Source organism: Chitinivibrionales bacterium (assembly GCA_014728215.1).
Taxonomy (GTDB): Bacteria; Fibrobacterota; Chitinivibrionia; order Chitinivibrionales; family WJKA01; genus WJKA01.
Genome location: WJLZ01000083.1, coordinates 1 through 3163, shown reverse-complemented (window position 1 = coordinate 3163; position 3163 = coordinate 1). Strand labels below are relative to the sequence as shown.

Here is a 3163-nt window from a genome sequence, read left to right as displayed (position 1 = left end):
GTAGCGGTTATTTAGATTCGCTACAAATAACCAAAAGTGCAAAAAAGTTGCACCGGCTCGTTTTATATTGTCCCCTGAAACCGGATTCAACCTTAGACCCTTTTTTTAGAAGTACTTTTTAAATCGTACTTAAAGGTGATAATTAACACAATAACAGATTATTGTGACGGTGAAAGGTATGTCCGTTTTTCACTAATTACAGTAGCAAAACTAAACCAAAATCCAGATCATGAAACAGCTTTCAATTATTGCATTTATCACGCTCAGTTTATGCCTTCAGATCGAAGCACAGTTAAAAATCGCTGATGACAATAATGTTGGTATTTGGGGTAAACTGATGATGTTATGAACACAATAACTCTAACGATATATGCATACTTAAAATCAAGTTTTAGTGAACCCAATTAATTCATTAGAAAGTTAAAAAAGTCTCGGAAGCCCTTGTTAAATTTAGGATTATCTTGATCTAGCCAATTCACACAAAAGATGAGTGGATTATTGTATGAGTTTACGGACAAAGAGATATCGCCCTGGGGTGGTCTGCGACTCATTGAAGAAGTGTATCGCAAATCCGGACTAAGGGACTTTTTGGAGGATGAATGTCCAGATTTACCCGTACCCGGATCCAACCCTGGATATTCTTCTATAGATCTGATCGAAGGGTTAATGGTCAGTATCCTTCTCGGAGCAAAGCGCCTCTCCCACACTGGTACATTACGGTACGACCATGTTGTCCAAGGAGTATTCGATTGGAAGCGCGGGATGGCCAGCCAAAGCACCTTTAGCCGATTTCTAAGGAAGTTTGACAAAGAACTTAACTACAGCATTTTTCCATCGATCAACAGATTCTGGTTTGACCAGATCAAGATGGATAAACTGACGATCGATTTTGACTCTTCTGTACTTGTTCGCCATGGTCTGCAGGAGGGAGTAGAGGTTGGGTATAATCCCAAGAAGCCAGGCCGGGGATCACACCATACGCTGATGGCTTTTGTTGCCGAACTGAAGATGGTTGCCAATGCCTGGATGCGAACCGGGGAAAGTGTTGCGAGCACTGATTTTGAGGAGTTTTTCGATGAACTACTAACCATCATACCCAAGGATCGAATTGGATTGTTTCGTGCTGATAGTGGGTTCTATGGAAACGATATGCTAACCAGGATTGAGGAGGAGCAGATCGACTATATTGTTGCCGCCAGGATGAACAGAGGTCTGGCTCAACGGATCTTTGAACAAGGGTCTTGGTTCGCGCAGGATGATGGGTTTTGGACGGCCAGTTTCCCATACCAGGCCCATGGTTGGGATATTCCCAGGAGGATCGTTGTGGTTCGCAAGGATGCCCGAAAGCACCCATCCACAGGAGGGAAGCTTTTGTTCCCGGAAATTGAAGAACCGGAGCGAAGCGGAGCTCGACGAATTCAATTTGAGGGTTATAAATACATTGCTTTTGTAACCAATCTGGGTCTTTCTTCAGAGTTGGTCTGGCATCTGTATAAGAAGCGGGCAGATTGCGAGAACCGGATCCGTGAACTTCGCAACGATTATGGCATAGAGGGATTCTGTCTGGATGATTTCTATGCAACGGAAGCAGCTTTTCGGTGGGCCATGGTTACCCATAATCTAATGAGCTTGTTCAGATTACAGGTTTTAAACCACAAACACCACCCGGTTTTATCTACAATGAAGTTTCAATGCATTGCAATAGGATCTTATTTGGCAATTTCTGGTAGGCAAACGGTTCTAAAACTATCAGCGAAACAAAAACGAAGGCAATTCCTGGAGGGTCTGTTCCAAAAACTGGATGGCTTTTCACCTCCATTTCAAATGTCTAATGCATAATTTGGCATGAAAGGAAGGTTGATGATAATATTACTATTGGCTACAACTACGGTTTCATTTCACAATAATATATTTGGTCAAGGTGATAGAGCGTATTTTGGCGGAGGTATTTCTCTTCAATATGGTAAACTTGAAAATGACTTTACAAAGGAGCTTTATTATTCTGATTATCTAATAAATGCTTCCTACCTCAGAAGACAACAATTCTCTTTCCTATTACTAAAATCAATTAGAAAAATTGACTTTTCTTGGGGTATATATGGTATCTATTTTCAGGAAAACTATAAGACTGTTGAGCTTAGAAGAGAAAAAAAATCAATCGGAATTGTACCAAATCTCCGATTGTTCATTTTACGTAATGGATTCTTTGAGATTGGATATTCCACTCAATATTTTATTGATGCTCATATAGTTATTCAAGACAGCACATCAAATATTGTCTATGCATTACCTATGGACAAAGGTTTTGAATCAGGACCTAGTCTAGGCTTGGGTTACATTTTCGAAATAGGTGAATTACTATCAATTGAACCTAAGCTAGTAGCTAATATGAGTAATTATGTTAAGAGCGAAACTGGGTACAGTAACTCTGGTGAGTTACTTAGAGATATAAGACTCTTTATTAACATATATTATAATCTCTCTAAATGAAAATATACATTTTAATATTTCTGTTAACACTTACAACCCCCTTGATCTATTCAAATAGCGCCCAAGAGGATAAAAACAAAGCAATAAATAGTGATACAATTCCAAAATATGCAGTTGGTTTCAGTCTTTTCTCAATTTTTCGTGATTATCAAATTGGTGCCTTTTATACTTCCAATATTGAAATCAATTGTGAATTCGGATTTATAATTAATAGTAGTTGGAGAGCTGGAATAAAACTGAATCATTCAACTTATACCGAGGCGGCAAAATCAGACAGAGATGGGGGTATATATTTTCGAATGACTCTTATTCCATTCCTTCAATATTATCCTATTAATCAACTATTTATAGAATCTGGATTGGGAGTTGGATATGGATTTATTTCATTTCGAGACAATGAAGGTGATCTACTGAGGGATTGGGAGGATCTTTTCTTATATAGGCATTATATTTCAACTGGTTATGATATACCTATAACAAAATCTAAATTATTAATAATAAGACCAAGTGTAAATCTTATGCAGAGATATGAAAAAACACCAAACTATCCTGTACTACCTAAAAAAAGCAAAGAAACGGAAATTGGGTTTACTGTAAGTTTTATTTTTCAAATCTATCACAAAAATCATCTATTATGAAAAAGTATCTATTAGTGATTTTCATTGTGTTAAAT

3 protein-coding genes are annotated in these 3163 nt (G+C 37.8%); all 3 read left to right on the top strand.

The annotated features are described in order from the left end of the window. The first annotated feature begins 486 nt into the window (after nt 1–486). Genes GF401_06030 through GF401_06020 form a run of 3 tightly spaced genes read left to right on the top strand, consistent with a single transcriptional unit; the run spans nt 487 to nt 3128 of the window. Nucleotides 487–1839, top strand: a complete 1353-nt coding sequence (locus GF401_06030; protein MBD3344601.1) for an IS1380 family transposase — start codon at nt 487–489, stop codon at nt 1837–1839. Nucleotides 1840–1860: 21 nt separating this feature from the next. Further along, nucleotides 1861–2490 (top strand): hypothetical protein, encoded by a 630-nt coding sequence (locus GF401_06025; protein MBD3344600.1) that lies wholly within the window; start codon nt 1861–1863, stop codon nt 2488–2490. After that, nucleotides 2487–3128: a hypothetical protein gene (locus GF401_06020; GenBank protein MBD3344599.1), complete on the top strand. Its 642-nt coding sequence runs from the start codon at nt 2487–2489 to the stop codon at nt 3126–3128. The genes GF401_06025 and GF401_06020 overlap by 4 nt, the downstream gene beginning before the upstream one ends. The last annotated feature ends 35 nt before the right edge of the window (nt 3129–3163 follow it).

Excerpts from the sequence above, each read along its gene's own strand:
- GF401_06030 (MBD3344601.1), top strand. The coding sequence starts at position 487 with ATGAGTGGATTATTGTATGAGTTTACGGACAAAGAGATATCGCCCTGG.
- GF401_06025 (MBD3344600.1), top strand. The coding sequence starts at position 1,861 with ATGATAATATTACTATTGGCTACAACTACGGTTTCATTTCACAATAAT.
- GF401_06020 (MBD3344599.1), top strand. The coding sequence starts at position 2,487 with ATGAAAATATACATTTTAATATTTCTGTTAACACTTACAACCCCCTTG.